The organism is Roseateles oligotrophus, from assembly GCF_025717515.1.
Classification (GTDB): domain Bacteria; phylum Pseudomonadota; class Gammaproteobacteria; order Burkholderiales; family Burkholderiaceae_C; genus Paucibacter_A; species Paucibacter_A oligotrophus.
In genome coordinates, this window is the sequence record NZ_JAJIRN010000006.1 from 320,785 (window position 1) to 346,606 (window position 25,822).

Consider the following 25,822-nt stretch of genomic DNA (forward strand, 5'->3'; position numbering starts at 1 on the left):
ATGTCGCGCAAAGTGTAAGTAAAAAATTCCTCCGACGACTCAAAGGAGTCGGGGCTCTGCCCTACTGCCATTGCCCGCCACCTACATCAAGCCAGTTTCACGAATAACGCCGGAACCCACAGCACCATGCATCCCACCATTCAGCTGCTTGCCAAGACCGACTTCCCGCGCATCACTCGCGCCAGCCTCGATACCTTGCAGGTCAATCTGGGCTACAAATGCAATCAGTCCTGCTTGCACTGCCATGTCAATGCCGGCCCCAATCGAATCGAGATGATGGATTCGGGCACGGTTGACCTTGTCATCGAAGTGCTGCGCGCGCGCGCCATCAAGACCTTGGACTTGACAGGCGGTGCACCCGAGTTGAACGAACACTTTCGCCGTTTGGTGTCTGCAGCCAGGGGGCTAGGCGTCAAAGTCATTGACCGCTGCAACCTGACCATCTTGGCCGAACCTGGCCAGGAAACCTTGGCGGAGTTTCTGGCCGCCTCGGGCGTTGAGGTGGTGGCATCGATGCCCTGCTATTCACCCGAGCGGGTGGACCGGCAGCGTGGCGATGGCGTGTTCGACCTCAGCATTGCGGGCCTGCAAAGACTCAATGCTTTGGGCTACGGTCAAGAGGGCTCAGGCCTGGTGCTGAATCTGGTTTACAACCCACAGGGCGCCACCCTGCCGCCGCCGCAAATGGCGCTGGAGGCCGATTACAAGCGTGAACTGATGGCTCATTTCGGCATCCGGTTCAACCAGCTTTTTGCGTTGACGAATATGCCGATTCAGCGCTTCGGCAGCACGCTGATTTCCAAGGGTACGTTTCAAAGCTATATGCAGTTGCTCAAGTCCGCCTACCGGCCGGAGAACCTTGGCACCGTGATGTGCATGAGTATGTACAGCGTTGACTACCAAGGCGATTTGTACGACTGTGACTTCAACCAAATGCTGGGCTTGCGCGCTCGCCTGGGCACGGCTGAAGACACAAAGGGCAGGCCTCATTTACGTGACCTTCTGACGCAAGGCACTGCCGGCGAAAGCATCCGAGTTGCCGACCATTGCTATGGCTGCACCGCTGGCCAAGGCAGCAGTTGCGGCGGCTCGCTCGACAGCAAGTCGCCCTCACTCCGACTCAATCAAGAGGCCGCCTAATGGCATCGACCTCCAAGAAAACACTGTGGCTGGCGATCGTCGCCTTAGGTGTAGCTGCGATCTTTTTGTACCAACATTTCGGACTGGGTCAACTGCTGACCCTGGATTCGCTCAAAGCCAGCCGTGACGGACTGGTGTCGCTTTACCAAGAACGTCCGCTGTTCGCAGTAGTGAGCTTCTTCGCGATCTACGTCGCATGCACAGCGCTGTCGGTTCCAGGAGCGGCGATTTTGACCTTGGGCGCGGGCGCGATGTTTGGCTTGGGCGTGGGCACCCTGCTGGTTTCCTTCGCCTCCAGTCTGGGTGCGCTGCTGGCCTTTTTGGCCGCCCGGTACTTGCTGCGCGATATGGTGCAGACGCGCTTCGGCAAGCAGTTGGCGCCCATCAATGAAGGCATGCAGCGCGACGGCCTTGTCTATTTGCTGACGCTGCGGCTGGTGCCGCTGTTCCCCTTCTTCATGGTCAATCTATTGGCCGGTTTGACACCGATTGGTGCCGGCCGCTTTTACTGGGTCAGCCAAGTCGGTATGTTTGCCGGCACGGTGGTATTCGTCAACGCGGGCACACAACTGGCGGCGATACAGCGGCCGTCGGATGTCTTGAGCCCCGCCTTGCTCTTGAGTTTCGTGCTCCTGGGTGTGTTCCCCTTGATCGGCAAATGGATCGTCGCCATGCTGCAAAAACGCAAAATCTACGCCAAGTGGACAAAGCCCAGCTCCTTCGATCGCAACCTGCTTGTCATTGGCGCCGGCGCCGGCGGCTTGGTTACCTCCTACATCGCTGCCGTCGTCAAGGCCAAGGTGACGCTGGTGGAAGGTCACAAAATGGGCGGCGACTGCCTGAACTATGGCTGCGTCCCCAGCAAGGCGCTGATCCGCTCGGCCAAGTTGGCCAAACAAGTGCAAAAAGCCGCCTCTTTGGGCGTGCAAGTTGCTGACGGACGGGTTGATTTTGCCGGCGTGATGGCAAGGGTACACCGCGTCATTGCCGACGTTGAACCGCATGACTCGGCCGAGCGCTACAGCAAGATGGGAGTTGATGTGGTGCAAGGGCAAGCCCGCATCACCTCGCCCTGGACGGTGGAGATCACCACCGAGGCGGGTGTGCAAACCCTGAGCACCCGCAACATCGTCATTGCCTCTGGTGCGCGGCCCTTTGTGCCGCCTATCCCGGGTTTGGACAAGGTTGGCTACCTGACGTCGGACACCGTCTGGGGCATGACCGAACTGCCACGTCGCATGGTGGTCTTGGGTGGCGGGCCGATTGGTTGTGAGTTGGCACAGAGCTTTGCCCGCCTCGGTGCGCAAGTGACCCAAGTAGAAATGGCGCCGCGCCTGATGGTGCGTGAGGACCAAGACGCTGCTTCGCTGGTCACGGCCTCCTTGCAGGCTGACGGCGTGCAAGTGTTGACCGGTCACCAAGCGGTGCGCTGTGAATTGGACGGCGACATCAAGCGCCTGATCGTCAAACATGGGGAGCAAGAGATCGCCATCGAGTTTGATGTGCTGCTTTGCGCGGTTGGCCGCAGTGCGCGCGTTGAAGGCTTTGGCATCGAGGAACTCGGCATCGCCCTGACGCCGCGCAAGACCATCGCCGTAGATGCCTTTATGCGCACCAACTACCCCAATATCTATGCGGTTGGCGATGTGGCCGGGCCTTTCCAGTTCACTCACACCGCCGCTCACCAGGCCTGGTATGCGGCCGTCAACGCCTTGTTTGGTCGCTTCAAGCGCTTCAAGGTGGACTACTCGGTGATCCCCTGGGCCACCTTCACCGACCCCGAGGTCGCTCGCGTCGGGCTCTCGGAAGATGAAGCAAAGACTCAAGGCATTGCCTATGAAGTGGTCAAGTTCGAATTCGAGGAACTCGACCGCGCCATCGCCGATGGCACCGCCCATGGCTTCATCAAGGTGCTGACCGTGCCGGGCAAAGACAAAATCCTTGGCGTCACGATTGTGGGTGAACATGCGGGTGACCTGCTGGCGGAATATGTGCTGGCGATGAAACATGGTCTGGGCTTGAACAAGATCCTCGGCACCATCCACACCTATCCGACCCTGGCCGAAGCCAATAAGTACGTGGCCGGTGAGTGGAAACGTGCTCATGCCCCACAAAAGATCATGCCCTGGCTGGAACGCCTGCACGCCTGGGAGCGTGGATGAAGACCGTGATCCAACGGCGACTGATCTTGGCCTCCTGCCTGCTGTGGGTCTTGCCGGCCCGGGCGCAGAGCTTTGACCACCAGCACGCGGCTTGGGCCGCGCTGCTGAAGAAGCATGTGGTGGTGCTGGACGGAGGGCGCGCTTCGCAGCTTCGCTATGCCGGTTTTGCCTCCGACCGCGCTGCGCTGACATCCTATTTGGCTGCACTCTCGGCCGTCAGCAAGGCCAGCTTCGATGCCTTCAGCAAACCGCAGCAGATGGCTTTCCTGTTGAATGCCTACAACGCCTTCACGGTCGAACTGATCCTGACGCGCTACCCCAAGCTGGCTTCGATCAAAGAGCTGGGCAGTTTGATCCAGAGCCCCTGGAAGCAAAAATTCATCCCCCTGCTGGGCAAGCAACTGTCGCTCGACGGGATCGAACAAGACATGCTGCGCGAGCGCGGCCGTTTTGACGACCCACGCCTGCATTTCGCCGTCAACTGCGCCTCCATCGGCTGCCCGCCGCTGCGCGAGGAGGCTTTTGTAGCCGAACGCCTCGACGCTCAATTGGATGAGCAAGCGAGGCGGTTTTTGTCCGACCGCAGCCGCAATCGCTGGAACGGCGAGCAACAACGCTTCGAGGTGTCGAAGATTTTCGACTGGTATGCGGACGACTTCAAACTTGGCCACCGCGGTATCGGCTCGGTGGGTACTTATCTGGCCCGCCATGCTGATCAGTTAGCCGACGTTCCGGCCGAGCGCGAGCGTTTGCGCGGCCAAACCGTAGCGAAGATCAGCTATCTCGACTACGACTGGAAGTTGAACGACGCCCGCCCATGAGTCCAACAATTTCCGTCATTCTTCCCATGCTCAATGAGGCGGCCGGCATCCAAGCCTGCCTGAACGCCTTGGCCGGCCTGCGCGAGCGCGGGGCAGAAGTGATTGTGGTGGACGGCGGCAGCAAGGACGACAGTGTGGCGCTCAGCCAAGGCCTGGCCGACCAATTCATCCAGGCCCCACGGGGCCGCGCCAAGCAGATGATGGCGGGGGCGACGGCGGCTCGCGCAAACGTACTGCTCTTTTTGCACGCCGACACCCGCCTGCCAGAAGGGGCCGATCGGGCGATCGCAAACGCGCTCGATGCGGGCGCGCAATGGGGCCGCTTCGATGTGAAGATCACGGGCCGCTCAAGCATGTTGCCGGTCATTGCCGCCATGATGAATCGTCGCTCACGCTGGAGCGGCATTGCGACCGGCGACCAGGCCATGTTTGTGCAGCGCGAATTGTTTGAACGCGTAGGCGGCTTTCCGGATCAGCCCCTGATGGAAGACATCGAACTCTCAAAGCGCCTGCGCGCCGTGGCGCCCCCTGCCTGCTTGCCGGAGACCGTACTCACGTCCGGGCGGCGCTGGGAGCAGCATGGCGTTTGGCGCACCATATTTCTGATGTGGCGTCTGCGCTGGCTTTACTGGCGCGGCGTCGCCCCCGCAACCCTGGCGGCGCAATACAAATGAACTCAAACAAAGCTAGCTTTAACTGCGGGGTGATTGTGATGGCCAAGGCCCCGGTGGCCGGCTATGCCAAGACCCGCTTGATACCGGCATTGGGCGCGGCCGGCGCGGCGGCGCTGGCCGAACGCCTGCTGTGCCGGGCGGTCGAACAAGCACTGGCCGCCGGGCTGGGTGGCGCAATTGAAATTTGCTGCGCGCCCGATACCGATCACCCCAGCTTTGCTCGTATGGCCGAGAAGCAGCCGATTGAGCTGCACCCGCAAGGGCTTGGCGATCTGGGTGCCCGCATGAACCGTGCCTTCCAGAGGCGCTTGGCCGGCGCAGCGGGCCCGGTGCTGTTGATCGGCACCGATGCGCCGTCACTTGACGCGGCCATACTGGCCACCGCCGCCCTTGCGCTGCGACAGGCGGACGCTGTATTCGTCCCCGCGCTGGACGGCGGCTATGCCTTGGTGGGTCTGCGCCGTCCGGCGGCTTGCCTGTTCGAGGCGGTGAGTTGGAGCACGGTGCAGGTCATGGCGCAGACTCGCGAGCGCCTTAAGCTGGCCGGCCTGCAGCACATCGAACTCGCGCCGGTCGCCGACATCGACGAGCCTGCCGACCTCGTTCATTTGCCTGCGGGATGGGTGCAGTGAAGAAGCAACTTCTTCTTGTCGGCGCCGGCCATGCCCATGCACAAGTGTTGCTGGACTGGCTGCATGCCCCCTTGGCCGACACCGAGCTGACCCTGGTCTCACCGACGGCTTTGGCGCCCTATTCCGGCATGGTGCCCGGCTGGTTGGCGGGAACCTATTCATTCGACGAAATTTGCATCGATTTTGCGGCGCTTGCAGCGGCAGCCGGCGCTCGCTTTATCTTGGGGCATGCGGCCAATCTGGCCACGCAAGACAAGCTGCTGATCCTGCTCGACGGAACGCAGTTGCACTACGACTTGCTCTCGCTCAATATCGGTTCGACCCTGACGCCGCCAGCGCTGCCGGCGACCTGCCGCTTGCTCAGCCTGCGCCCACTCGGCGAACTCCAGCAAAGCTGGGAAAGCCTGCTGGCCGACCCTCAGCTGATGTCCGGTCACAAGCCACTGCGCATCACGGCGCTGGGCGGCGGAGCCGCCGGCGTGGAGGCCTTGTTGGCGACTGTGGCGAGGCTTCGCAAGCTAGTCGGACCCCATCGAGCGCTACAGCCGCAACTGTTGACGCGAGGGGACAGGCTCTTGCCCGGCATGGCGCCGGCCGCAGCCCGGGCTGCGGCCCAGGCTTTGCACGCCGCCGGCGTCAGCATTCAGCTCGGACGCAGCTTCGACGCGGAGCTTGCACAAGACTGCGACTTGCTGCTCTGGGCTACCGGGGCCAAGGCGCACTCATGGCCAGCCACATCCGGTCTGGCCGTCACCGGCGAGGGCTTCATCCGGGTCGATGAGCAGCTCCGCTCGGTCTCGCATCCGCAAGTATTTGCGGTCGGAGATTGCGCTGAATGGTCGTCGCCGCTGCCCAAGGCGGGGGTATTTGCGGTCCGCATGGGGCCGGTGCTGTCGCGCAATCTGCGTGCGGCACTGGATCCAGGCAGCCCCGCCGCGACCAACTACAAGCCGCAGCGCCGCTATCTGGCACTGCTCGCCACTGCCGATGGTGGTGCCATTGCCAGCTGGGGTTCTTGGTCACTGCGAGGCCGCTGGATAGCCCGCGCCTTGTGGCGCTGGAAAGACCATATTGACCGCAGCTTTTTGCGTCGCTTCCAACTCAGCGCTTCCCCATTCAACTCTCAACCTTCCTTCAAACGTCCCTAAGCAAACAGGATCAGCCCATGACACTAGTTCCTCGCCTCAAACCTTTGCTGGCCGCCGTCGGCCTCAGCCTCTTGACGCTATCGGCATCGGCGCAGCAGCTCGCCCCGTTGAAATTTGGCGTCGGCCTGTTCCAGCCCGACAAGGAGCGCAATGACGCCACCTACCGCCCCTTGGCTCAACACCTGGCCGCCGCCTTGGGTCGCCCGGTTGAGCTGCGCACGGTAGACAGCTGGGAGGGCCTGGCCAAGTCCTTGGCCAACGGCGAGACCGACATCGGCCTGCTCGGCCCCTGGGGCTATGTGCTGGCACACCAATCCGCCAAGGCCCAGGTGGTGTCCACCATCCTCTATGACGGCAAGCCCGAGTATTTCGCCATCATGGTGACCCATCCAGAATCCGGCATCAACAATGTGGCCGACCTGAAAGGGCGGACCTTTGCTTTTGGCGACAAGGGCTCGACCTCCGGCTACTTGATCCCGCTGCATTTCTTCATGAGTCAAGGCATTGACCCCGACAAGTATTTTTCCAAGTTGCTCTACACCAAGCATCAAGCGATCGAAACCCAAGTCGTGGCTGGCCAGCTGGACGCCGGCGCCGACTACAACCGCAACCGTAACGCCATGATCGAGCAGGGTCTGATCAAGGCCGAGCGCTCCAAGATCATCTGGCAATCGGCCCCGTTGCCCAATGACGCGGTGGCCGTCAGCGAAGCCTTGTTCAAGGACAAGGCCTTTGTAGGCAAGTTGCAAACGGCGCTGGAAGCCGTCGGCCCACTCTTGAAGACGCAGGCCAATTTGCTACCTGCCCATTACACCGGCTTCGTCAACAGCGACAACGCCTTCTACAAACCCATTCGCGACGCCGGCCTCGCGACCGGCAAGCTCGCGCCAAAATGACGTCCAGCGCCCCGCTGCGGAGTTTGATGGCCGTGCCCGGCCGCTTGCGCTTTTTGTCTTTGGTGCTGCTCTACATTGCCTTGGTGGTGCTGTGTCTGGGCAGTTTGTGGAGGGCAGGCGAGTTGTCGATGGGCCGCCAACCCTGGGCCAATCTGCTCAAGACCGGGGTCGAGTTTTCGCATCCAAGTTTCCTGGATGCATGGTCCGGCAACACCCGGCTCGAATACCGCAGCGATGACGGCACGCTGTTGCGTCTAGAGAATCGACGCGAGATCGAACGCGACTACCTGCTGGCAGTCGCCCGCGCGACCTGGACCACGCTTCAGATCGCTACCTTGGGTTCGCTATTGGGCGCCATACTCGCCCTGCCCCTGGGTGTCTTGAGCGCCAAGAACCTGGAGGCGCCGTGGCCATTGGTGGCGGCCTCGCAGGCAATCCTGAACGTCACGCGCGCCATACACACACTGGTGTTCGGCTTGGTGCTGGTGGGCATCGTGGGCCTCGGGCCCACGGCCGGCATTCTGGCCATCGCTCTTCATTCACTGGGCACCTATGGCAAGCTTTACGCCGAATCGATAGAAACGCTGGACCGTGCGGCCATCGATGCAGTGCGCGCCACCGGCGCCGGCCCGGCGCAGGTTTTTTTCAATGCGGTCTGGCCGACGGTACTGCCGCAGTTCGTCTCCAACCATCTCTACATCTGGGAATACAACATCCGCGATTCCACCATCCTCGGCCTGATCGGAGCCGGTGGCCTGGGGCTATTGATCTCGGAAGCAACCGCCTTGTTCCAATGGGGGCGCTTGGCCACGCTGCTGATGGTGGTGATCGCGATGGTGGTGGTGTTCGACGGTCTGAGTCGGCGCATCCGCCAAGCACTGTTATGAATCAAACCTCTATGAGCCGAGCACCCGACATCGAGATCCGAGACCTGCGCTGCGAGTTTCAAGGTCGCCTGACCCTGGCGCTCCCCAGGCTCACCATTGAGAGTGGTGAACATATCACCCTGATTGGGCCCAATGGCGCCGGCAAGTCGACCTTGTTGCGCTGTCTGGCCGGGTTTGCCGCGACCGCCGGAGGTCACTTGTCGGTGCTTGGGCGACCGTTGCACAAGATTGAGCACCGAGCGCTGCGCAGTCTGCGCAGCGAGGTTGGCGTGGTGCTGCAAGGCTTGCATCTGGTTCAGCGTTTGTCCGCGCTTGAGAACGTCTTGATCGGTGCGCTTGGCCGCTTGAATGGTGCCGAGGCTTGGCGAAGCTGGGCTCGCATTTACAGCCCGCGGGAACGCGCCGCTGCTTTTGCTGCGCTACATCAGGTCGGATTGGCTGGCCGCGAGCAAGAGCGGGCCGACAAGCTGTCGGGGGGCGAGCGTCAAAAGGTCGCAATCGCCCGCATGCTGATGCAGCGCCCTCGTTTGATCTTGGCCGATGAACCCACCGCTGCGCTCGACCCGGCCGCTGCTTTAGAGATCTGCGAGCTGCTAGCGCGAGCAGCCAAGGATCTCAACGCGACGCTGATCAGCGTGGTCCACAACACCGCCCTCTTGCCCCTGTTGGGCGAGCGCGTGATCGGCTTGCGCCAAGCTGGACTGGCCTTTGACTTGCCTGTGGAGGCGGTGGGGGAACCCGAGTTGCAGACTTTGTACCGCAACGATTCCGTACAGCATATTGACCCCGGCGCCGAGCCAATGGGCGCTGAGTGGGCCAGGCCAGTGGCAATTCACACATCCGCCGTTTGATGCACAAGTCCATAAATAGCTGGCTTGCGCCGTCAGAACCCCAGACGCGCAAGCCACGGAACGAACCGCTTCGCATCCGGATGCGGTTGCTGACTCGGGTATTCGACCAGTGATGGTTTGGCCTTTTTCGCGCAATGTCCTGGCATGCGGCTTGGTGTCGCTGTGTGGCGGCGCCATGGCACAGAAGCCGGCTGCTAACGCGGAAGACCAGGGCAACGCTGAGTTGATGTTTCGGGCAGTAGGCGCGGGCTGGCATATTGCCACGCTGCCCAGGCAGCGCATGCCGCTGACGGCCTACTCGGACGCCATTGAATCAGGCGAAGTAGCGCTTCGCCTGGAGGCTATGGACTCGTATGGCCCCCTGGTCAAGTCCTTCTACCCTGCGCTCGGGCTGACCCAGGTGGCATGGTCCTGGCGCGTGGCGAAACAAGGCGACACCATTGACTTGCGAAAAAAGAACGGCGATGACGCCGCAGCCAAAGTCTGCATGAGTTTTGTTTGGCCCGATGAGCGGATGCCTTTTTTGGATCGGCAGCTGATGCGCTTCGCACGCTCCCGCAGTGCTCAGGACCTCTCGGCCGCTACGCTGTGCTGGACTTGGGCCGGATCCGAAGAGCTTGGGGTTGCCATCGACAACCCTTACACAAGACGCGTGCGAAGCATTGCATTGCGCAACGCTTCGCATGTGGGGAGCACATGGTTCAATGAAAAGCGGGACATCATGAAAGACCTGCGCTTGGCTTTTGGCGACGAGTGGCCCTCGGGCGCTGCAGAGCCAGGCGTGACCGCCATTTTTCTCGCTGCCGACGCCGACAACACCCACAGCCATTCGATCGCGTGGATTGCCGACTTTCATTACAAGTGACGCCTGCGCCAAGGGCTTGCAGACAGCGTTAGTTCTTGGTCTTCGAGGGCAGTTTGCGCACAGGTCCCGCCACTCGCGAGTAGACCTCAGACTTAGAGAGCTCCAATCGCTTGCTCTTTCTTAGGCGTGTAATTCCGCCAAAGCCTGAAGACGTTCTTTGGCGAGATCAAGAAATGCGCGCACCTTCATTGAGGCATGACGGCCCTCGCGGTGAAGCAGATTCACGGGCAAGGGTTCGGGCTCATATTGCGGCAAAACTATCCGTAATTTTCCTTCGGCAAGCGGGTCGGCGACTTTGTAAAGCATTTGCTGTGTCAAGCCATGACCGGCCACCGCAGCAGCCACCGCGGTTTCGTTGCTGGTGCAAGTCCAGCGCGGCGTCAACTTCAAAATATTGCCGGCATGGCTTCCTGGTTTGAGGCGCCATTCGGCGCCTGGCATAACGCCGGTGGCGGCGACGGTGCTGTGTTGCGCCATGTCAGCCATGGTGAGCGGCGTGCCTCGCTCCTCTAGGTAGGATGGGCTGGCACAAATGACCAAGCGCATGGAACCTACCCGGATCGCTTGCATGCTTGAATCCTGTAGCTCAGAGAAGCGCAGGGCGACATCGACGCCCTCTTCAATCAAGTTCACCACGCGATCCATAAACCAAGTCGCCACGCTGACTTTGGGATATTGATCCAAGTATTCGGCCACGATGGGCGCCATGAATTTGGCCCCAAACCATCCCGGCGCCGTGACGGTCAGCTGACCTTGAGGCAATTCATGCAAGCCGGCCGCAACTCGGTCCGCTTCACCGAGGTCATGCAAGACGCGCCGGCAGTCATCGGCATAACGTATCCCTGCTGCGGTTACACGAACCACACGCGTCGTGCGAGTCAATAGCCGCACGCCAAGAAACTCCTCCAATTCGTTCACCGCTCTTGTGACCACCGGCGGTGACACATTGAGCTTGCGCGCCGCGCCGGCAAAACCGCCAGCATCCACAACCGCCACGAAAACATTGATGTGATGCAGTCTGTCCAATGACTTCCCCTCCGATCATTGTTGGGCACAGTGCCGCCCGAATTCTAGGCCTGCAATGAAGTGCGCCACTCTGATTGAATCCCGCTCGGTGCGCCGGATAGGCCAGCCATTGTTTCCACTCCGGAAATAGCTCATTGCCCACCGCGCTATTTGTGCGCGAGGCATTCCTCTTTAGGATTGAATTTCAATGGCAGCCCGAGAATGCGCGCACCTCTTTGCGGCTACTCGAAGCCAAAAACTCATACGCCGGATCATCTATGAACACGAAACATGAAATGGCCATAACGATGAATCGAGTGGCACTCGATTGCCACGCCAAACAGCCAACAAGCATTCTTGTAAATGCTGACAATTATTTCGCCGAGAAAGGCAGTCGGTCCATGACTCGCCGTCTGAGTCGGAGCAAGGTCTGCACTGAGAACTAGCCCATGAGCGCCAACCGGCTTCAACTGCTGACCATCTTTGTGACCCTTGTAGAAGCGGGCAGCGTTGCCGCAGCTGCGCAAAAGCTGGAGCGGTCGGCCTCCACCGTGCGGCGGACCATGGCTGCGCTAGAACAACAACTAGCAGTTGCGTTGATTCTGCGGCCGTCACGTAAATTGAAGCTCACGCCGGCAGGCGAACGCTATTTTGAGGATTGCCGACGCATTCTGAACAGGCTGGCCTACGCAGAAGAGACCGTCAGCAAAAACTTGGACCCCGAGCGCGGTCGCCAGGACGGGCGAGGCGCCAAGGCGCCGGACGAGCAATGAAGATCACAACCTTGAGTTCGCGTTGTATTGCAACATTCCGCGTGGCCTTGCTGCCCTTGGCCGCCAATGGGCAAAGGGGATAAAGTTGGAATCAGCCTGATTGCGAGAAGGTTTCAGATGGATCCCTACCAAGTCGCTTTGCATCCCAACTTGCCATTTGATGTCGACGAACTGAATCACCATATTCTGCAATCGGTGACCGATGGCATCCATGTGATCGACCTCAAGGGTACGGTTTTGATCGAAAATCGGGCATCCTCTTTGATGTTGGGTTGGTGCGGCGATTGCCTGGTGGGGAAGTCCGGGCATGCCGCCATTCACCATCACCATGCCGACGGTACAGAATTCCCCGCCCATGAATGCCCGATTTATGCAACCCTGAATGACGGCATAGCCCGGGAAGTTGACGATGACGTCTTTTGGCGCCAAGACGGCAGTTCGTTTCCGGTCCAATACAGGACCGCTGCGCTGTGCAACCCCGACGGCGTTCGATACGGCGTGACCGTGGTGTTTCGCGACATCACCGAGCGCAAACGTGCAGGCCTGATGCAACAAACACTTCACGGCATCGCCAATTGTGCGCATGACTGCGAAAGCCCTGCGGCCCTCTATCCACAGGTTCACCGCATGATTTCGGCGCTGTTGAGCAACGATCATTTTTGCATCGCACTCTTTGATGAAGTCAATGAGTTGCTCAGCTTTCCCTATTGGGTCGATGCCCGTTCCAGCGCTTTAGCCCCAGTGCCGCTCGCTCAGGGCGGCCGGGTGGCCGAGGTGATTCAGCAAGACCGGGCAATTTTGCTGAACGGCGTGCAAATGGCAGGCCATGTGCCGCATGACTGGCTAGGCGTGCCTTTGCGCGCGTCCAAACGGGTGATCGGAGCACTGGTGGTCAAGAGCGAAGATCCTGCTCGGCCCTATACCGAGGCGGATAGGGACTTGCTGCAATTCGTCTCAACGCAGCTCGCCACCTCTATTGAACGCACCCAGAAAGAATCGCAACTGCGCCGTATGGCGCAGTTCGACGCTCTGACCGATTTGCCCAATCGCAGCCTTTTTGATGACCGCTTGCTTGCCGCATTGCAACAAGCCCATCGCCGCAGCGAACATCTAGCCTTGATGTTCATTGACCTCGATAAATTCAAGCCCGTCAACGACAAATTTGGCCATGCGACGGGTGACGCGCTGCTGAAGATGGTGGCCGATCGGCTAAAGACCTTGCTGCGCACCTCCGACACAGTTGGCCGCATTGGCGGCGATGAATTCGTGGCGGTACTGCATCCGCTTGCCGGCGCCAAGGATGCCGGCTTGGTGGCAGAAAAGATTCGCCAAACTTTGTCAGAGCCGTTTTCCTTGACGGGGGGGCTGTACCTGGAAATTTCGGCAAGTATCGGGGTGGCCATCTACACCGGCGCGGCAGCTGGAGGCCCGAACGCCATAGGCCCGGCCGAGCTCGCACGGATTGCCGATGCGGCCATGTATCGCGCTAAACGGAGCGGAGGTAATGCTTGGATTGTTGCCGACTGAATAAGTCGCCGCCAGGCTTGTCACAAGCTCGACAAGCAAACCATTGCAATTGACGAAACAGTGTCTTGATGACGCCGGTGATTCCAATGGGGAAAGCTTTGAGCGACAGTCCTGTCATCGCAGCCGCTGCAAGACAAGATAGAGCCATCATGAGCCGAGCTTATTCCGACATCGCTTTCACGCCCGCCGTGCGGGCCATGCAAACCCGCATGGGCAGCCGTGCTGCGTACGCACCACTAGATCACACCAATGACCGACAAAACGTCCTGGGCGGCAGCGAAGCCGAGTTCATCGAAGCACGCGATGGCTTTTACCAAGCGACGGTGGGTGAAACCGGCTGGCCCTATGTGCAGTTCCGCGGCGGTCCGCTGGGATTCTTGAAGGTTCTGGATGAAAAAACCATTGCCTATGCCGACTTTCGCGGCAATGTGCAGTACATCAGCGTCGGCAACTTGCAGAACAACGACCGTGTTTCCTTGATCCTGATGGACTATGCGAGCAAGAGCCGTTTGAAGATTCTTGGCCGAGTGAAGTTCGTTCCTGCCGACCAGGATCCAGGGCTCATGGCACGATTGACCATGCCTGACTACCGCGCTCGCGTTGAGCGTGCTGCCGTGATCACGATCGAAGCTTACGACTGGAATTGCCCGCAGCACATCACTCCACGCTTTACTGAAAGTGAAATTGAGCAAGGCATCGCACCTCTGCGATTCGAGTTGGCGCGTCTACAAAAGGAGCTGCAAGTAGCGCGAGCCGAATTGGCGGCCCATGGCAAGACCTAAGCTACCGAGAGATTTCGCAGCGCAAGCCCCATCAAGGTTTGGATCTACATCGCCCATAGGCGCGGCGGGGTGGCCGGCAGACCCCAGAGCTCATGGCGCCACAGGCCCCAAGCCTGACGCAGCAGATCCAAGCTCGGCTCCGTCAGCTCGCTGAGGGCGCGCAGGACCAGCACCTGGCCATGTGGGGCGGTAAGCCCGGCAAACTCACGCAAGGCATGTGTCTCGATCAACGCTCGCACGGCGTCAAGTGCGCGCTCTTGACGCGAGCGGGAGATCATCGAGCCGGCCGCGAACACCAGGGTGGCCAGGCAGCGCCGCCCTGCTAGCCCGAGCAGCCCGTTCATCAGCAAATCGTCTTCGGCTGCGATCAATCCCTGTTCTAGCCACACACCTTCGACCTCCAAATGCTGAGAAAAATGCCCGCGCTCGAAAGGATGACCGGAGACGGGCAGGCCCAGTGCGGTAATGTCCCAGCACATCATCTCGGCCCCCGGGGCCAACGCAAAACGGGCCTCGTTGCGCGCCTCGCAGCCGGGATAGGCCAATGCCTCCAAGGGCAACCATTCAAGCCGCGCGCCCGCTGCCAGCGTCGCTCGCACCGCTTGCGTGGCGATGGCCCCCGCCTCACTGCGATAAAAACGTGTGGCGCCCGGCGTGGTGAGCAGCCCATGTGCGCCTTCGCCCACCGCCACAGTCACCTGCAACCTGTCGCCGCCGACCAAGCCCCCGGGCGGATGGATCATCACGTTATGGCAGACCGCCTCGCTTTCCGGGTAAAGGCTCTTGAGGATGCGCAAAGGTCCGTCATGCTTGTAGCGCGCCACGCAGCGTCCGGCTTCGCGGGCATAGGACAAGTCCAAGTTGGCGCGCCAAGCCGAACCAAGCGCCTGGACTTGGGATGAAAACTCTGGGGATTTGCTCATGCGGTCATTGCATGCAAGAACCAAGCCTGCGGCACTGACTTTCTGGATTGCATTCCTGGCGGCCAAAGCGACGGGGCGCTAGCGGCACTGGGCAGGCATGTCAGGTGCGTTAGTCCAATCGCTCGGGCTGTTGCGCAGCTCGGGTGCGCAGCCAATTGAAAATGGCTGCGCACCCGCTCATTCCTCCGCTCGGCTCAACGCAGTCGATCCATTTCATAGGCCACGCGCTCAACCGAGCCCTTGGCGTTGCGGAACAGTCGCACGCGGCGATGCCCGTCGGAACTCAAGAGCATGTCGGCGTTCTCGGCATGCCAGCGTTCGAGCGGCTGTCCATCTAGAGCCACCGCAATGCGGTGCACGCCAATGTCCACTTTGAGCGTTCGACCGTCTTCAAGGTCGTAATAGCCTGTGGCTTCGCGGAGCAGACTTCGCTCGGCAGCGGTACCGGGGATTTCAGGCGTACCGGCATGCGCAGACAAAGCAAGGGAAGCGAGAAACGCGGCCAGTAGTTTGAAAGAGCGCGCAATAGTCAAGGTGGTCATGGTGATTACTCCTTTGGTTGATCCGAGGCCAGTCGCCCCGGCAAGCTCAGTGATTGCAAACCTCATGCCAGGCCAAAACACCTCTCTACCTCGGCATTTCGCCCCATCGCTGGGCTTCATCCCCCATATCCGCGCCAAATTCAAGAATGCTGCACCGCAACATAGCACTCTGTCATGGCGGTCCAAGCGATCAACGGTGTCTTGTTGCCGGGCGAGCGCGTGCGGACCAAGGGCTTGATATTTGCCGCCACCCCGGCCACCGATTTCATCTGCGGCACGCTGCAATTGGCGACCCGCATGAATTTGCATACCTTCACCAGCGGGCGCAACACGCCCTATGGTCTGGCGGCCCCTACCTCGTGATCAAGGGCGCCACCCGCAAGAAGACTTGGGCCGAGCATTGGAAACTGCAAAAAAGACTTGATGCTGTTCAACCGCGCTTCCATCACATGACAGCCGAATAACGCCAAGGGCGGACGGCATTGCGGCTTGCAGCCCAGCGCCCGCGCGCAATGCCCAACTCCTGACCTCGCCAGCTTTTATGCGGGTTGGTGGTCGATTCACTTGGCTGAGCAAACGCCAAGCGCAGCATCAATCCGGTCGCTCAACAGACCCAAAAACCTTCACGCCCGGCCAAATTCCAATCACCGAAGCAACATGCCGCGCTTCTCGATAAAGTCCACCACCTCGGCCACGCCGACGCTTGTCTTCAGATTCGTCATCACAAAAGGCTTGGTTCCGCGCATCCGCCTTGTGTCGCCCTCCATCACGTCGAGATTGGCGCCGACATGCGGCGCCAGATCGGTCTTGTTGATCACGAACAGATCGCTCTTGGTGATGCCGGGCCCGCCCTTGCGCGGGATCTTTTCACCGGCCGCGACGTCGATCACATAGATCGTCAAATCGCTCAGCTCGGGGCTGAAGGTGGCGGCCAGGTTATCGCCGCCGGATTCAATGAACACCACATCGGCATCCGGGAACTTGGCCAGCATGCGGTCAATCGCTTCGAGGTTGATCGAGCAATCTTCGCGGATCGCCGTATGCGGGCAGCCGCCGGTCTCCACGCCCAGGATGCGCTCGGCCGGCAGCGCGCCGCTGACGGTCAGCAGGCGCTGATCTTCCTTGGTGTAGATGTCATTGGTGATGGCGACCAGGTCCCAGCGCTCGCGCATCGCCTTGCAGAGCATCTCCAGCAAGGTGGTCTTGCCCGAGCCGACCGGGCCGCCAATGCCGACCCGCAGCGGCGGCAGCTTTTTCGTGCGATGGGGGATTTGGTGGATTGCTGTGTTCATGATCTGAATAGCCGTGAATATTGGGTTTCATGCCGCGCCGACAAAATCGCCAGCATCGGAGAAAAAGCCTGGCGTTGATCGCGCTCGGCCAGCGTCATCGCCTGCGCCACCGCCTGAGGCATCTCGGCCGCCAAACGAGCCAAGATGCGCTGACCGGCGCTCTGGCCCAGCGGCACCGACTTGATCGCCGCACCCACCATGTTCTCGGCCCAGCCGAAGGCATAGGCGAGCAAGGCATCGGCCAAGGCCGCGCCGCTGCCGGCCAGCGCCAAGGCCATCACCAGCGGATAGGTTGGCTGGCCCAGGGCCCGGCATTGCTCGATCTGCTCGGCGCTGGCCGTGTGATGGTTGCGCAGCCAATCCAGGAGCGAACGCCCCATCTGCTCGGACTGCAGGCGCAGCTCGGCCGTCTCGCGGGTCTGCAGCACCCAATCGTTCAGCCGTTTGAGAGCCGGCAGATCGCCTTCGCGCCAGGCCGGCAAGGCGCGCGCGGCCAGCGCCAAGTCGCCGCGCGTTTGCGTCAGCGCCAATTGCTGCGACAGCCATTCGGCGGCCGAGGCTTCGTCGCGCACCAGGCCATGCTCGACCGCCGACTCCAGGCCCTCGGAATAGGAAAACCCGCCAATCGGCAGCGCCGGCGAGGCCAGCCAGATCAATTGCAGCAGCGCGCTCATGCGTGGCTGTGGCCGTGATCATGCCCATGCCCATGCCCATGACTCGACGCATAGGCGCCGCCCTCGGGCTCGAAGGGCGCGTCCACCTCGGTGACCGTCAGATGCTGGGCACGCAGCATCTCGGCCAGCACATGGTCGGGCTCGATTTGCAGATAGTCGGGGCGCAGCTCGATAGGCACATGGCGATTGCCCAGATGGTAGGCCGCGCGTGTCAGATCGAAGGGCGAACCATGGCTGCTGCAGGCGCTGATGCGCAGCAGCGCTTGCGGCGCGGCAAGGACGCGAATGAGGCTGCCGTCCTCGGCGACCAATACATCGCCACCCCGCAGCTGCGTGCCGCGAGGCAAGAAGATACCTAACTTGCGAGTCAAGCTGTCCTCAGCCTGGAAGCGGCTTTTCTGGCGGGTGTCCCAGTCCAGCCGCAGCTCGGCGGCGCGCTTGAGCAGCACCAGCGCCAGGCCCTGGCCTTGCGGCAATAATTTGGAAACTTGCAACATCGTGGCGCTCACAGCTCGATGCTCATGAAGCAGCTATAGGGATCTTCCGCATAACTTCCAAACGGCGCGCATTGCAGAAAGCCCTCGCGCTGATACAGGCCTCGCGCCGGCGCAAAAAATGGTTGCGGGCCGGTCTCAAGGCTCAAGCGGCTAAAGCCCTGCAGGCGCGCTTGGCTCAACACATGGATCAGCATCGCACGCGCCAGCCCGCGGCCGCGCAACGCGGCGGCGGTGCGCATGGACTTCAGCTCAGCATGGCTGTCGTCCAGGCGCTTGATCGCCGCCGTGCCGGCCAGGGCTTCAACACCGGCTTCGTCCACCAACCAGGCCGACCAGAAGCTGATGCCGGGCTGGCGCAAGGCCGCCAGGTCGAGCGCATGCACGCTTTCCGGCGGCGAGGCGGCGCGCATGTCTTGCATATGCTCTTCAAGGAAGACCGCGATGCGCGGGTCGCTCAGATCGTCGAGGCGGACCAGTAATTCGGGGGCAAGCGTGGACATGGTTTGAACTTGGTCTAAAAGAGGAAATAACGCTGCGCCATCGGCAGCGAGGTCGCGGGCTCGCAGGTCAGCAGCAGGCCATCGGCGCGCACCGCGTAGGTTTGCGCATCGACCTCCATGCGCGGCAGATAGTCGTTATGAATCATGTCGCGCTTGCCGATGCCTCGAATATTCTTCACCGCCGCCAGCGTCTTATGCAAGCCGAAACGCGGGCCCACCCCGGCGGCCAGCGCCGCTTGCGATACAAAGGTCAAGGAGCCGCGCGCCAAAGCACCGCCATAGGCGCCGAACATCGGCCGGTAATGCACCGGCTGCGGCGTCGGGATCGAAGCGCTGGGGTCGCCCATCGCCGCCATCGCGATGCTGCCGCCCTTCAAAATGAAGCTGGGCTTGACGCCGAAAAAGGCCGGCTTCCAGATCACCAGATCGGCCCATTTGCCAGCTTCAATGCTGCCGACTTCGTGGCTGATGCCATGCGCGATGGCCGGGTTGATCGCCAGCTTGGCGACATAACGCTTGACCCGCGCGTTGTCGTTTTGCGGCCCGTCGCCGGCCAAGGCACCGCGCTGCTGCTTCATCTTGTGCGCCGTTTGCCAGCAGCGGATGATGACCTCGCCGACCCGGCCCATCGCCTGCGAGTCGGAGCTGAACATGCTGATGGCACCGAGGTCATGCAGGATGTCTTCGGCCGCGATCGTCTCGCGGCGGATGCGGCTTTCGGCAAAGGCCAGATCTTCGGCAATCGCCGGGTCGAGGTGATGGCAGACCATCAACATATCGACATGCTCGTCCAGCGTGTTGATCGTGTAGGGCCTTGTCGGGTTGGTCGACGACGGCAGCACATTCGGCTCGCCCACCACCTTCAGAATATCCGGCGCATGGCCGCCGCCGGCGCCCTCGGTGTGGAAGGTGTGGATGGTGCGGCCCTTGAAGGCCGCCACCGTGTCTTCGACAAAACCGCTCTCGTTGAGCGTGTCGGTGTGGATCGCCACTTGGGTGTCGGTGGCCTCGGCCACGTTCAAGCAGTTGTCGATCGCCGCCGGCGTCGTGCCCCAGTCTTCATGCAGCTTGAGGCCAATGGCGCCGGCCGCTATCTGCTCATGCAGGGCCAGCGGCAGACTGGCATTGCCCTTGCCCATAAAGCCCAAGTTCATCGGGAAGGCGTCGGCCGCCTGCAGCATCCGCTCGATATGCCAGGCACCCGGCGTGCAGGTGGTGGCAAAGGTGCCGGTGGCCGGCCCGGTGCCGCCACCCAACATGGTGGTGACGCCGCTGGCCAGTGCTTCCTCGATCTGCTGCGGGCAGATGAAGTGGATATGCGTGTCGACAGCGCCGGCCGTCACGATCATCCCCTCGCAGGCAATGATCTCGGTGCCGGGGCCGATGATGATGTCCACGCCCGGCTGGGTGTCGGGGTTGCCGGCCTTGCCGATGGCGACGATGCGGCCGCTCTTGAGGCCGATATCGGCCTTGACAATGCCCCAGTGGTCGAGGATCAACGCATTCGTCATCACCGTGTCGACGGCGCCTCCGTCCTTCCCATCACCACGGCCGCGCTGCGACTGCGCCATGCCGTCGCGAATGGTCTTGCCGCCGCCGAATTTCACTTCCTCCCCATAGCCTCCCGCAGCCAGGGTCAGGTCTTGCTCGACCTCGATGATCAGGTCGGTGTCGGCCAGGCGCAGCCGGTCACCGACGGTCGGGCCATACATTTCGGCATAAGCGCGCCGTCCAATCGTCGCCATTACAAAGCCCCCTGGATCAAGCCGCGAAAGCCGTAAACGATGCGCTCGCCGGCCAGATCGACCAGCTCGACCGTGCGCTGCTGGCCGGGCTCGAAGCGCACCGCCAGACCGGAGGCGATATTCAAACGCATGCCGCGCGCGGCGGCCCGGTCGAAACTCAGCGCCGCATTGGTCTCGGCAAAGTGATAGTGCGAGCCGACCTGGATAGGCCTGTCGCCGGCGTTTTGCACCACCAGGACTAGCGTGCGCCGGCCGGGGTTGAGCTGATGCTCGCCAGCGGGCGTGAACAGCTCGCCCGGCGTCATTTGCGCCCCGCGCGAAGCCAGCGGCGCAAACCCAGGCCTAGGCTCGCCACGAGTCCCACCCCCAAGATCAACCCCTGATCCAGGCTACTCATTGCATGCAGCAAGTCAATGAAGACTTGGCCGAATTGCCCATGGCTGTGCGGAACGTCAACGCTGTGCGCCTGCGCCAACAGCGGGGCCGCGAGCAGGAGGGTGAGGATAAGGATGAGCAGATTTTTCATAGGAGTTTGCCTGGGTCGAATCGAATTACACAATCGGTTGATGCACGGTCACCAGCTTGGTGCCGTCGGGAAAGGTCGCCTCGACCTGGATGTCGGCAATCATCTCGGCGATGCCGTCCATCACATCGGCGCGGGTCAGCACATTGCGGCCCTCGCTCATCAGCTGGGCGACGGTCTTGCCGTCGCGGGCGCCTTCCATCACCGCCGCGCTGATGAAGGCCACGCTTTCCGGATAGTTGAGCTTGAGGCCGCGCGCCAGGCGGCGCTCGGCCAGCAAGGCGGCGGTGAAGATCAGCAGCTTGTCTTTCTCTCTAGGTGTGAGTTCCATTGCGGACCTACTCTGTTCAGTCCCTGTTTCTAAGCAAGGCCCGTGCCGTCTTGCGCGGGCACGAAAACTGCAACGCTCTCACTCAGCCATGCACATCCCACCCTCAACTCCTTCATCAGCCGCCGCCGCCGCGCCGCAGCGCGTGATCAAGGTGCGGCGCGACTACAACGCCTGGGTGGCCAGCGAAACGCTGGAGGATTACGCGCTGCGCTACACGCCGCAACGCTTTCGGCGCTGGTCGAATTTCCGCGTCGCCAACACCGCTTTTGGCGCCGCCGCTTTTCTGATCCTGGAGGCGGTAGGCGCCACCTTGCTGGTGCAGTACGGCTGGGCCAATGCCTTCTGGGCCATCCTCGCCACCGGCCTGATCATCTTCCTGGCCGGCCTGCCGATCAGCATCTACGCGGCCCGCTACGGCGTCGATATGGACTTGTTGACCCGAGGCGCCGGCTTTGGCTATATCGGCTCCACGCTCACCTCGCTGATCTACGCCTGCTTCACCTTCATCTTCTTTGCGCTGGAGGCCGCCGTGATGGCCTATGCGCTGGACCTCGCGCTGGACATCCCGCCGCGCTGGGGCTATCTGATCTGCGCTTTGGTGGTGATCCCGCTGGTCACGCACGGTGTGTCGGCCATCAGCCGGCTGCAATTGATCACCCAGCCGCTGTGGCTGCTCATGCTGTTGCTGCCCTTCGCGGTGGTGCTGGCCAAAGACCCCGCCGCGTTTGCGGGCGTTGTGCACCATGCTGGCTCGCAATCGCACGATGCCGGGTTTGGCTTGATCCACTTTGGTGCGGCGCTGACGGTGGGCATCGCCTTGATCACGCAAATGGGCGAGCAGGCCGACTATCTGCGCTTCATGCCGGCGCTCGGCGCCAAAGCCAGCAAAGCAGACAAGCGCCGCTGGTGGGCGGCCGTCTTGGTCGGCGGGCCGGGCTGGGTGCTGCTGGGCGTGCTCAAGATGCTGGGCGGCGCGCTCTTGGCCTGGTTGGCGCTGCAGCATATGGTGCCGCCCGAGCGCGCGGTGGACCCGAATCAGATGTATCTGGCCGCCTATGAATATGTGTTCCCGCATTACGGCTGGGCGGTCGCAGCCACCGCGCTGTTTGTGGTGGTTTCGCAGATCAAGATCAATGTCACCAATGCCTATGCAGGCTCGCTTGCCTGGAGTAACTTTTTCTCCAGACTGACCCACAGCCACCCCGGCCGCGTCGTCTGGGTGGTGTTCAACACCTTCATTGCCTTCATGCTGATGGAGATGAATGTGTTCGAGGCGCTGGGTCAGGTGCTGGGCCTGTATGCCAATGTGGCGATCGCCTGGATCATGGCCGTGGTGGCCGATCTGGTGATCAACAAGCCGCTGGGTCTGTCGCCGCCTGGCATCGAGTTCAAGCGCGCTCATTTGTACGACATCAACCCGGTCGGCGTCGGTGCGATGGCGCTGGCCTCGCTGCTCTCGGTCGGCGCGCATCTGGGCCTGATGGGCGAGCTGGCACAGGCCTTCTCGGCCGTCATCGCGATGACCACCGCTTTCGTCACGGCGCCCTTGATTGCCTGGGCCACCGGCGGGCGCTACTACCTGGCGCGCCGGCCAGCGCAGCAAGAAGAGCAAGCCCGCTGCTGCGTGATTTGCGAGCGCGAATATGAAGGCCCGGACATGGCGCAATGCCCCGCCTACCAGGGCCCGATCTGCTCGCTCTGCTGCACGCTGGACGCACGCTGCGGCGATTTATGCAAACCCGAGGCCAAACTCTCGGCGCAATGGCGCTCTGCCTTGCAAGCCGTCTTGCCGCGCAAGACCTGGCCCTGGCTGGACACCGGCCTGGGTCATTTTTTGCTGCTGATGGCGCTGCTGATGCCGATGCTGGCCGCGCTGTTCGGCCTGCTCTATCACCAGGAGCTGCGCAGCCTCGCCGGCGCTGCCAATGCGGTGGCGCCCGCAGCGGCCGACAGCCTGCGCAATGGCTTTGTGAAGGCCTATCTGCTGCTCGGCGTTGGCGTCGGCATCGCGGCCTGGTGGCTGGTGCTGGCGCAGCAAAGCCGCGAGGTCGCGCAAGAGGAATCGAATCGGCAGACGCAAGCCTTGATGCTGGAGATTGCCTCGCATGCCCGCACCGACGAAGCCTTGCAAAGAGCCAAGGTCGCGGCCGAACAGGCGCAACAGAGCGCCGAGCAGGCCAACCAGGCCAAGAGCCGCTATGTCAGCACGATCAGCCATGAGCTGCGCACGCCGCTGAACAGCATCCTCGGCTATGCGCAGCTGATGGCCGAAGACGCCGAGCTGCCGCCGCGCCGCCGCCAAGCGGTGCAGGTGATCAAGCGCAGCGGCGAGCATCTGCTGCAGTTGATAGACGGCACCTTGGATCTGGCCCGCATCGAGGCCGGCAAGCTGTCGCTGGAACCGGCCGCGATGCCCTTCGAGGACGCGATGCATGAGCTGGCCGAAATGTTCGAGCTGCAAGCCGCCGCCAAAGGCCTTCACTTCCGCTTCGAGGTCATCGGCGAGCTGCCCAGCAGCGTGCGCGCGGATGAAAAACGCCTGCGCCAGATCCTGATCAATCTGCTCGGCAATGCCCTGAAGTTCACGCCCAAGGGTCAGGTCTTGCTGCGCGTGCGCCATGCGCGTGAGATTGCCTTGTTCGAGATCGAGGACAGTGGGCCCGGCCTCAGCAGCGAAGCGTTGAGCCGCATCTTCGAGCCCTTCACGCGCGGCAGCACGCGCGCCACCGACGCCGCACCTGGGGCCGGTCTGGGCCTGACCATCGCCAAGATGCTGACCGAGCTGATGGGCGGCGAGTTGAGCGCCAGCAGCCAGCCCGGCCAGGGCTCGGTGTTCCGGGTCAAGCTGTTTTTGCCGGCGCTTGGGGGCCTGTCGCGGGGCCGCGAAACAGCGCCGCCAAGGCGTGGCTATGCCGGCCCGCGCCGGCAAATCCTGATCGTCGACAACGAAGCGGCCGACCGCCAATTGCTGAGCGAGCTATTGCAGCCGCTGGGCTTCGATGTGCGCAGCGCCGCCAGCGGCCATGATGCGCTGGACCTGTTCGTCAGCGGCCTGCGGCCCGACGCGGTGTTGATGGATCTGGCCATGCCCGGCATCGACGGCTGGGAGACGATTCGCCGCCTGCGCTTGCTCACGCCCGCCTTGCTCAATATCGCCGTCGTCTCCGCCAATGCATTTGAGAAAGGCCAGGACAACGCGGCCTTTGGCATCGCCCAGGTGGACTTCATCACCAAGCCGGTGCGCCATGCCGAGCTGCTGGACTGGCTGGGGCGCCGGCTTGGATTGCAATGGCTGGAGGCAGCGACCCTGGCTCCGGCGCAGCCCCCAAGACCCCTGGGTCTGGGCCCCGCCCTGCTGACGCCACTGCGCGAGGCGCTGAACCTCGGCTATTACCGCGGCGTACAGACCCAGCTGGACCTGATTGCCGGCGCCATACCCGAAAGCGCCGCCAGTGCAGCCTGGGTTGAGAGCCTGCGCGGCTTGGCGCGCCAATACCAATTCGAAACAATCTCAGACCTCCTGGGGCCGGAGCTCCGCGCATGAATGAGGTTCTCAAGTCAGACGGCCTGCTGGCCCTTCAAGGCGGTGACCTGGTGCTGATCGTTGACGACATGCCGGACAACGTCCGCGTGCTGCACGACGCGCTGGACGAAAGCGGCTACACCGTGTTGGTGGCCACCAGCGGTGAAACGGCCCTGCAACGCGCCACCCAGGCGCTGCCCGACATCATCTTGCTGGACGCGATGATGCCCGGCATGGACGGCTTCGAAGTGGCGCGCCGCCTGAAGGCCAGCACCGCCACCGCGCATATCCCGATTGTCTTCATGACCGGCTTGACCGAGACCGAACACCTGGTCGCGGCGCTGGACGCCGGCGGCGTTGACTATGTGACCAAGCCGATCAAGCCCAAGGAGGTGTTGGCCCGCATGCAGGTGCATTTGCGCGGCGCGCGCCAGGCGCAGGGCGCCGTGCAGACCCGCCGCGCGCTCGATGCTTTTGGCTACGCCAGCATCACGGTGCGGGTGAGTGACGGCCGACTGATGTGGCAGACGCCGCTGGCGCGGGAGCTGCTCAGCGACTATTTCGGCGCGATGGGTGAGTTGACGCCCGCGCCGGTGCTGGCCTGGCTGCGTCGCCATGTGCCGGCGGCACGCGAGCAGCAAATCGAGCCGCCGCGCTTTTATGCCGAACTGGGCGCGCGCCGCCTGAGCTTTGCGCTGCATCAGCAGATGGGCGGCGAGGAGGAGGCGGAAGACGCAGGCGACGGCGAAAGCAGCGACTGGCTGATCGTGATGCGCGAAGTATCGGACCTGGCCATCATCGAAGCGATGGGCCTGAACTTCAAGCTCACCGCCCGCGAGGCCGAGGTGCTGTACTGGGTCGTCAAGGGCAAGATCAACCGCGATATTGCCGACATCCTGGGCGCCAGCCCCGCCACCGTGAAGAAGCACCTGGAGCGGGTGTTTTCGAAGTTAGGGGTGGAGACTCGGACCTCGGCCGCGGCGATGGCTTTGAACCGGATTCGGGCGCTGCATCCGCATTGGGAGTTGTAAAGAAAAGCGGGGGGCGAGCAAGCATGCCGCGCCAGCCCCATCAAGCGCCATGGTCATGCGCCAACGATTCAATTTACA

At 62.1% G+C, this 25,822-nt stretch carries 25 protein-coding genes and 3 pseudogenes; 16 read left to right on the plus strand and 12 right to left on the minus strand.

Translation table 11 applies throughout. The annotated features are described in order from the left end of the window. Positions 1–126 precede the first annotated feature (126 nt). From arsS to LNV07_RS14940, 10 genes are all read left to right on the plus strand, one after another. Positions 127–1,140, plus strand: a complete 1,014-nt coding sequence (gene arsS, locus LNV07_RS14895; protein WP_263571947.1) for an arsenosugar biosynthesis radical SAM (seleno)protein ArsS — start codon at positions 127–129, stop codon at positions 1,138–1,140. Then, positions 1,140–3,302 (plus strand): FAD-dependent oxidoreductase, encoded by a 2,163-nt coding sequence (locus tag LNV07_RS14900; protein WP_263571948.1) that lies wholly within the window; start codon positions 1,140–1,142, stop codon positions 3,300–3,302. The genes arsS and LNV07_RS14900 overlap by 1 nt, the downstream gene beginning before the upstream one ends. After that, positions 3,299–4,123, plus strand: coding sequence for a DUF547 domain-containing protein (locus tag LNV07_RS14905; RefSeq protein ID WP_263571949.1), 825 nt, complete (start codon positions 3,299–3,301; stop codon positions 4,121–4,123). The genes LNV07_RS14900 and LNV07_RS14905 overlap by 4 nt, the downstream gene beginning before the upstream one ends. After that, entirely contained in the window at positions 4,120–4,797 is a 678-nt protein-coding gene (locus LNV07_RS14910) for a TIGR04283 family arsenosugar biosynthesis glycosyltransferase (protein ID WP_263571950.1), read from the plus strand. The genes LNV07_RS14905 and LNV07_RS14910 overlap by 4 nt, the downstream gene beginning before the upstream one ends. Next, a complete protein-coding gene (locus LNV07_RS14915; protein WP_263571951.1) occupies positions 4,794–5,429 on the plus strand; it encodes a TIGR04282 family arsenosugar biosynthesis glycosyltransferase in 636 nt (211 codons plus the stop codon). Before LNV07_RS14910 ends, LNV07_RS14915 begins: the two co-directional genes overlap by 4 nt. Then, positions 5,426–6,577 (plus strand): FAD-dependent oxidoreductase, encoded by a 1,152-nt coding sequence (locus LNV07_RS14920; protein WP_263571952.1) that lies wholly within the window; start codon positions 5,426–5,428, stop codon positions 6,575–6,577. The genes LNV07_RS14915 and LNV07_RS14920 overlap by 4 nt, the downstream gene beginning before the upstream one ends. 17 nt (positions 6,578–6,594) lie before the next feature. After that, positions 6,595–7,473, plus strand: coding sequence for a phosphate/phosphite/phosphonate ABC transporter substrate-binding protein (locus tag LNV07_RS14925; protein ID WP_263571953.1), 879 nt, complete (start codon positions 6,595–6,597; stop codon positions 7,471–7,473). Then, complete coding sequence (gene phnE, locus LNV07_RS14930; RefSeq protein WP_263571954.1) at positions 7,470–8,360, plus strand: phosphonate ABC transporter, permease protein PhnE; 891 nt, start codon at positions 7,470–7,472, stop codon at positions 8,358–8,360. The genes LNV07_RS14925 and phnE overlap by 4 nt, the downstream gene beginning before the upstream one ends. Next, positions 8,357–9,211, plus strand: a complete 855-nt coding sequence (locus LNV07_RS14935) for a phosphonate ABC transporter ATP-binding protein (protein ID WP_263571955.1) — start codon at positions 8,357–8,359, stop codon at positions 9,209–9,211. The genes phnE and LNV07_RS14935 overlap by 4 nt, the downstream gene beginning before the upstream one ends. 175 nt (positions 9,212–9,386) lie before the next feature. Further along, positions 9,387–10,076 (plus strand): DUF3047 domain-containing protein, encoded by a 690-nt coding sequence (locus tag LNV07_RS14940; RefSeq protein WP_263571956.1) that lies wholly within the window; start codon positions 9,387–9,389, stop codon positions 10,074–10,076. A gap of 120 nt (positions 10,077–10,196) precedes the next feature. On the opposite strand, the gene LNV07_RS14945 is transcribed toward LNV07_RS14940, so the two are convergent. Then, entirely contained in the window at positions 10,197–10,847 is a 651-nt protein-coding gene (locus LNV07_RS14945; protein WP_318013735.1) for a LysR substrate-binding domain-containing protein, read from the minus strand. Positions 10,848–10,928: 81 nt separating this feature from the next. Continuing rightward, positions 10,929–11,102 (minus strand): annotated as a pseudogene (locus LNV07_RS25460) (helix-turn-helix domain-containing protein); the annotation flags it as partial. Between the two features lie 428 nt (positions 11,103–11,530). On the opposite strand from LNV07_RS25460, the gene LNV07_RS14950 reads away from it, so the two are divergent. The 3 genes from LNV07_RS14950 (at position 11,531) to LNV07_RS14960 (ending at position 14,163) form a co-directional block, all read left to right on the plus strand. After that, positions 11,531–11,854, plus strand: a complete 324-nt coding sequence (locus LNV07_RS14950) for a LysR family transcriptional regulator (protein ID WP_263571958.1) — start codon at positions 11,531–11,533, stop codon at positions 11,852–11,854. A gap of 117 nt (positions 11,855–11,971) precedes the next feature. Beyond that, entirely contained in the window at positions 11,972–13,381 is a 1,410-nt protein-coding gene (locus LNV07_RS14955) for a diguanylate cyclase domain-containing protein (RefSeq protein WP_263571959.1), read from the plus strand. 68 nt (positions 13,382–13,449) lie between these two features. Beyond that, entirely contained in the window at positions 13,450–14,163 is a 714-nt protein-coding gene (locus LNV07_RS14960) for a pyridoxamine 5'-phosphate oxidase family protein (protein WP_263571960.1), read from the plus strand. A 44-nt stretch (positions 14,164–14,207) separates the two neighbouring features. Here LNV07_RS14960 and LNV07_RS14965 read toward each other — a convergent pair whose 3' ends face one another. Next, positions 14,208–15,086, minus strand: a complete 879-nt coding sequence (locus LNV07_RS14965) for an urease accessory protein UreD (protein ID WP_263571961.1) — start codon at positions 15,084–15,086, stop codon at positions 14,208–14,210. Positions 15,087–15,280: 194 nt separating this feature from the next. After that, positions 15,281–15,628: a hypothetical protein gene (locus tag LNV07_RS14970; RefSeq protein ID WP_263571962.1), complete on the minus strand. Its 348-nt coding sequence runs from the start codon at positions 15,626–15,628 to the stop codon at positions 15,281–15,283. 189 nt (positions 15,629–15,817) lie between these two features. Here LNV07_RS14970 and garD point away from each other — a divergent pair. Continuing rightward, positions 15,818–16,081, plus strand: a pseudogene (garD, locus tag LNV07_RS25560) (galactarate dehydratase); the annotation flags it as partial. A 191-nt stretch (positions 16,082–16,272) separates the two neighbouring features. On the opposite strand, the gene ureG reads toward garD, so the two are convergent. The 8 genes and pseudogenes from ureG to LNV07_RS15015 all read right to left on the minus strand — a co-directional run bounded on the left by ureG (position 16,273) and on the right by LNV07_RS15015 (position 21,190). Continuing rightward, on the minus strand, positions 16,273–16,920 hold the full coding sequence (gene ureG, locus LNV07_RS14980) for an urease accessory protein UreG (protein ID WP_263571963.1): 648 nt from the start codon (positions 16,918–16,920) through the stop codon (positions 16,273–16,275). Continuing rightward, positions 16,917–17,594 carry an urease accessory protein UreF gene (locus LNV07_RS14985; protein ID WP_263571964.1) on the minus strand — a complete coding sequence of 226 codons (678 nt, stop codon included), beginning with the start codon at positions 17,592–17,594 and terminating at the stop codon, positions 16,917–16,919. Before LNV07_RS14985 ends, ureG begins: the two co-directional genes overlap by 4 nt. Positions 17,595–17,596: 2 nt before the next feature. Further along, positions 17,597–18,091 (minus strand): annotated as a pseudogene (ureE, locus tag LNV07_RS14990) (urease accessory protein UreE); the annotation flags it as partial. 8 nt (positions 18,092–18,099) lie between these two features. Further along, complete coding sequence (locus LNV07_RS14995) at positions 18,100–18,591, minus strand: GNAT family N-acetyltransferase (protein ID WP_263571965.1); 492 nt, start codon at positions 18,589–18,591, stop codon at positions 18,100–18,102. Between the two features lie 14 nt (positions 18,592–18,605). Then, positions 18,606–20,336 (minus strand): urease subunit alpha, encoded by a 1,731-nt coding sequence (gene ureC / locus LNV07_RS15000; RefSeq protein WP_263571966.1) that lies wholly within the window; start codon positions 20,334–20,336, stop codon positions 18,606–18,608. Beyond that, entirely contained in the window at positions 20,336–20,641 is a 306-nt protein-coding gene (locus LNV07_RS15005) for an urease subunit beta (RefSeq protein WP_263571967.1), read from the minus strand. The genes ureC and LNV07_RS15005 overlap by 1 nt, the downstream gene beginning before the upstream one ends. Further along, the gene (locus LNV07_RS15010) at positions 20,638–20,862 is read right to left on the minus strand and encodes a hypothetical protein (protein ID WP_263571968.1); all 225 of its coding nucleotides are present in this window, start codon (positions 20,860–20,862) and stop codon (positions 20,638–20,640) included. Before LNV07_RS15010 ends, LNV07_RS15005 begins: the two co-directional genes overlap by 4 nt. A gap of 25 nt (positions 20,863–20,887) precedes the next feature. Continuing rightward, on the minus strand, positions 20,888–21,190 hold the full coding sequence (locus LNV07_RS15015) for an urease subunit gamma (RefSeq protein ID WP_263571969.1): 303 nt from the start codon (positions 21,188–21,190) through the stop codon (positions 20,888–20,890). Positions 21,191–21,278: 88 nt separating this feature from the next. Here LNV07_RS15015 and LNV07_RS15020 point away from each other — a divergent pair, with 88 nt between their 5' ends. Next, positions 21,279–24,734 carry an ATP-binding protein gene (locus tag LNV07_RS15020; RefSeq protein WP_263571970.1) on the plus strand — a complete coding sequence of 1,152 codons (3,456 nt, stop codon included), beginning with the start codon at positions 21,279–21,281 and terminating at the stop codon, positions 24,732–24,734. Further along, positions 24,731–25,744, plus strand: coding sequence for a response regulator transcription factor (locus LNV07_RS15025; protein WP_263571971.1), 1,014 nt, complete (start codon positions 24,731–24,733; stop codon positions 25,742–25,744). Before LNV07_RS15020 ends, LNV07_RS15025 begins: the two co-directional genes overlap by 4 nt. Positions 25,745–25,822: the final 78 nt, after the last annotated feature.

Excerpts from the sequence above, each read along its gene's own strand:
- arsS (WP_263571947.1), top strand. The coding sequence starts at position 127 with ATGCATCCCACCATTCAGCTGCTTGCCAAGACCGACTTCCCGCGCATC.
- LNV07_RS14900 (WP_263571948.1), top strand. The coding sequence starts at position 1,140 with ATGGCATCGACCTCCAAGAAAACACTGTGGCTGGCGATCGTCGCCTTA.
- LNV07_RS14905 (WP_263571949.1), top strand. The coding sequence starts at position 3,299 with ATGAAGACCGTGATCCAACGGCGACTGATCTTGGCCTCCTGCCTGCTG.
- LNV07_RS14910 (WP_263571950.1), top strand. The coding sequence starts at position 4,120 with ATGAGTCCAACAATTTCCGTCATTCTTCCCATGCTCAATGAGGCGGCC.
- LNV07_RS14915 (WP_263571951.1), top strand. The coding sequence starts at position 4,794 with ATGAACTCAAACAAAGCTAGCTTTAACTGCGGGGTGATTGTGATGGCC.
- LNV07_RS14925 (WP_263571953.1), top strand. The coding sequence starts at position 6,595 with ATGACACTAGTTCCTCGCCTCAAACCTTTGCTGGCCGCCGTCGGCCTC.
- phnE (WP_263571954.1), top strand. The coding sequence starts at position 7,470 with ATGACGTCCAGCGCCCCGCTGCGGAGTTTGATGGCCGTGCCCGGCCGC.
- LNV07_RS14935 (WP_263571955.1), top strand. The coding sequence starts at position 8,357 with ATGAATCAAACCTCTATGAGCCGAGCACCCGACATCGAGATCCGAGAC.
- LNV07_RS14940 (WP_263571956.1), top strand. The coding sequence starts at position 9,387 with ATGGCACAGAAGCCGGCTGCTAACGCGGAAGACCAGGGCAACGCTGAG.
- LNV07_RS14950 (WP_263571958.1), top strand. The coding sequence starts at position 11,531 with ATGAGCGCCAACCGGCTTCAACTGCTGACCATCTTTGTGACCCTTGTA.
- LNV07_RS14955 (WP_263571959.1), top strand. The coding sequence starts at position 11,972 with ATGGATCCCTACCAAGTCGCTTTGCATCCCAACTTGCCATTTGATGTC.
- LNV07_RS14960 (WP_263571960.1), top strand. The coding sequence starts at position 13,450 with ATGACGCCGGTGATTCCAATGGGGAAAGCTTTGAGCGACAGTCCTGTC.
- LNV07_RS14965 (WP_263571961.1), bottom strand. The coding sequence starts at position 15,086 with ATGAGCAAATCCCCAGAGTTTTCATCCCAAGTCCAGGCGCTTGGTTCG.
- LNV07_RS14970 (WP_263571962.1), bottom strand. The coding sequence starts at position 15,628 with ATGACCACCTTGACTATTGCGCGCTCTTTCAAACTACTGGCCGCGTTT.
- ureG (WP_263571963.1), bottom strand. The coding sequence starts at position 16,920 with ATGAACACAGCAATCCACCAAATCCCCCATCGCACGAAAAAGCTGCCG.
- LNV07_RS14985 (WP_263571964.1), bottom strand. The coding sequence starts at position 17,594 with ATGAGCGCGCTGCTGCAATTGATCTGGCTGGCCTCGCCGGCGCTGCCG.
- LNV07_RS14995 (WP_263571965.1), bottom strand. The coding sequence starts at position 18,591 with ATGTCCACGCTTGCCCCCGAATTACTGGTCCGCCTCGACGATCTGAGC.
- ureC (WP_263571966.1), bottom strand. The coding sequence starts at position 20,336 with ATGGCGACGATTGGACGGCGCGCTTATGCCGAAATGTATGGCCCGACC.
- LNV07_RS15005 (WP_263571967.1), bottom strand. The coding sequence starts at position 20,641 with ATGACGCCGGGCGAGCTGTTCACGCCCGCTGGCGAGCATCAGCTCAAC.
- LNV07_RS15010 (WP_263571968.1), bottom strand. The coding sequence starts at position 20,862 with ATGAAAAATCTGCTCATCCTTATCCTCACCCTCCTGCTCGCGGCCCCG.
- LNV07_RS15015 (WP_263571969.1), bottom strand. The coding sequence starts at position 21,190 with ATGGAACTCACACCTAGAGAGAAAGACAAGCTGCTGATCTTCACCGCC.
- LNV07_RS15020 (WP_263571970.1), top strand. The coding sequence starts at position 21,279 with ATGCACATCCCACCCTCAACTCCTTCATCAGCCGCCGCCGCCGCGCCG.
- LNV07_RS15025 (WP_263571971.1), top strand. The coding sequence starts at position 24,731 with ATGAATGAGGTTCTCAAGTCAGACGGCCTGCTGGCCCTTCAAGGCGGT.